Source organism: Pirellulales bacterium (assembly GCA_036490175.1).
Taxonomy (GTDB): domain Bacteria; phylum Planctomycetota; class Planctomycetia; order Pirellulales; family JACPPG01; genus JACPPG01.
On sequence record DASXEJ010000056.1, the window covers coordinates 1 to 2,559 of the forward strand.

Here is a 2,559-nt window from a genome sequence, read left to right on the forward strand (position 1 = left end):
GTGAGGTTTTCCAGCGCCCGTTCGATAAACGTCGCCGGGCGAAAGATCGTCGGGTCGATCGTCACTCCGGCCAGCCCGGGACGCAACGCTTCGAGCGCCGCCTCGACCGCACGTGTGACCGCCAAAGTATTGCCCCAGGGTTGCTTCTCGACGATCAACAATAACCCGGGCCCGTCGTTGATCACGGCATCGCCGATTGGCGGTGGAAAGCCTTCGACGACGTCGGCCACTTCGCCCAAGCGCAGCGGCGCGCCAGCCCGATAGTCGACCACACGGTCGGCCAGGTCTTGCGACGTGCGGATGCCGATCAATTGGCGCAGCGCGATCCGCTGATTGGGCGTGTCCCAAAAGCCGCCACTGGCCAAAGCCGTGGCTTCGGTCGCCGCCCGTTCCACCGCGGCCAGTGTGACGTCGTGGGCTTGCAATCGTTCGGGGTCGACCAGCACCTGGAACTGACGATCGCGCTGCCCCCAGATCGCGACGTTGGCTACGCCGGGTATGGCCATGAGGCGCGGCCGGATGGTCCAACGCGCCAGAATTGTCATGTCCATTTGCGACAACGTGTCCGAGGTCATGCCGATTTTCAGCACCCGGCTGGTCGAGGACAGTGGTGAAAGCATCACCGGGGGCCGGCAAACCGCTGGCAGCCGGCTGGATTCGGCCGCCAGCCGTTCCTGTACAACTTGCCGCGCGCGAATCAGATCGGTGCCGTTGTCGAAAATCAAAACGACTGATGAAAGTCCCAGCACCGACTTCGAGCGGATCGTCTTCAGCCAAGGAATGCCGTTGAGTGCGTTCTCGAGCGGCATGCTGATCAGACTCTCGACCTCTTCGGTCGACAAGCCCGGCGCCTCGGTCTGGATTTCAACCAATGGCGGAGCGAATTCCGGAAAGACGTCCAGCGGCGTGGACTCCAGCGTCCGCGCGCCATAGATCACCAGCACAACCGAAAGTGCCATCACCATCACGCGCAGCCGCAGCGAAGTCGTAACGAGCCAGGTCATGCGGCGCTACTTCCCGAAGCCAAATTCGGTGCCAAACAGTTCCATCGCCCCCTCGGCCACCACCGCCGTTCCCGCGGCCGGTCCCATGTCCAGCACCGCCTGGTCCCCTTGCACAAAGCGGATCTGCACGCGACGCCGCACAAAGGTTTGCGGCGCGGTTTGTTCGTAGACCCAGGTGCCGCCATTAATGTCGTGGATCACGGCCGACCAAGGGATGACTCTTGCTTCCACTTCCGACCCTTGCGGCAATTCGACGCTCACACGTGCGCCCGGTCGCAACTCGCCGCTCGAGTTCGGCAATTCGTAATACAGATCCACCGTCGACGACAGCGGCGTTGCGGTCGGCGGTGCCGCGATAGGCTTAGCCGTGTGGCCGTGGGCCGAGGTTTTTTCGGCCAGGCCCGATACACGCGCTGGACGATCGGCGAGGATCTCGGACGCCTCGCCCGCATACACCGGCACGCGCACCCACAGAGGATCGCAATCCATCACCTCGAACAAGATGGCTCCGGCCGCCACGACCTGACCCACGGCGGCATGCTCGGCGCGCACCAGGCCATCCTGCGGAGATTCCAGAGTGAGCGGTCGCAACTCGCCAGCTACCTCGTCGAGCTGAATGTCTTCGAGCAACGTTTTGCGCGACTGGGCCGCTTGCCGACCTTTATCGGCGATCTCGAGTTGCGCCTTGGCGTCGTCGACGGCCCGCACCGTGCCCGCCTGATCGCGCAACAACCGCTCGGCACGATCCAGCGCGATCTTGGCGGCGTCGACTTGCGCCTGGGCCTGTTGGACCAGCCCCTCGGCGTCGATGCGACTGGTGGCCACGGCGTTCTTGGCTTCGGCAAAACGAATTCGTTCCGATGGCGTGAGCACGGCGCGCTCGGGCGAGAGCAGCGGCAACAGCAAGAATATGGGCTGTCCGCGCGCCACCTTGGCTCCCGGCTGCGGTATCGGCAGGTCACTGGATGATTGCAGCGTGCCGTTGACCGGTGCGGAAACGATCGTCGACGCCCCCGGCGGCAACATTAGCTCGCCGCCGTAAGTACGCACGCGGTTCACGTGTCGCGCTTCCACCAGCTTCGTGACAATTGCCAAATGGCTCACGGCTTCGGGCGTGAGGGTAATCGTGTTCAAGTCGGCTTCGCTAACGGTGTGGGCCACTTTGGCGGGCGAAACTTTCGCCACTTCCGTTTTGCCCGCACTGCGACCACAACCCGTAGCGACCAGTAGCGCAAGCGCCACGGCGTGCCGGGTTGCCCGCGGGGGAGAAGGGTTAGAGGTTTGCAGGGTCAAATTCGTCACAGGAAATAACCAGGGTCGTGACAAGAAAAGCTGTCTGGTTGATTCTGACTGGCGACGACCGCGCTCACAACGGGGCGGTGGCCAGCTATGCCGACGATTGGCGCGGAAGATGAAAAATACATGAAAAATGCCGGTGCTATGTGTGCCCAGCGTGGTCCGGCGGTTGACACAGCACGGGCGGAGGGGGAACCTGACGGCCACGATAGTGGCGCTGGTTGTCAAATGACACGGTCAAATCGCCTCCCGGACGCAC

General features: G+C 63.3%; 2 protein-coding genes. Both read right to left on the minus strand.

Annotation, left to right across the window (positions count from 1 at the left end):
- Positions 1-1,004, minus strand: a 1,004-nt coding sequence (locus tag VGG64_03920) for an efflux RND transporter permease subunit (protein HEY1598721.1), incomplete at its 3' end; no start/stop codon positions are given.
- A 6-nt stretch (positions 1,005-1,010) separates the two neighbouring features.
- The gene (locus tag VGG64_03925; protein ID HEY1598722.1) at positions 1,011-2,306 is read right to left on the minus strand and encodes an efflux RND transporter periplasmic adaptor subunit; all 1,296 of its coding nucleotides are present in this window, start codon (positions 2,304-2,306) and stop codon (positions 1,011-1,013) included.
- Positions 2,307-2,559: the final 253 nt, after the last annotated feature.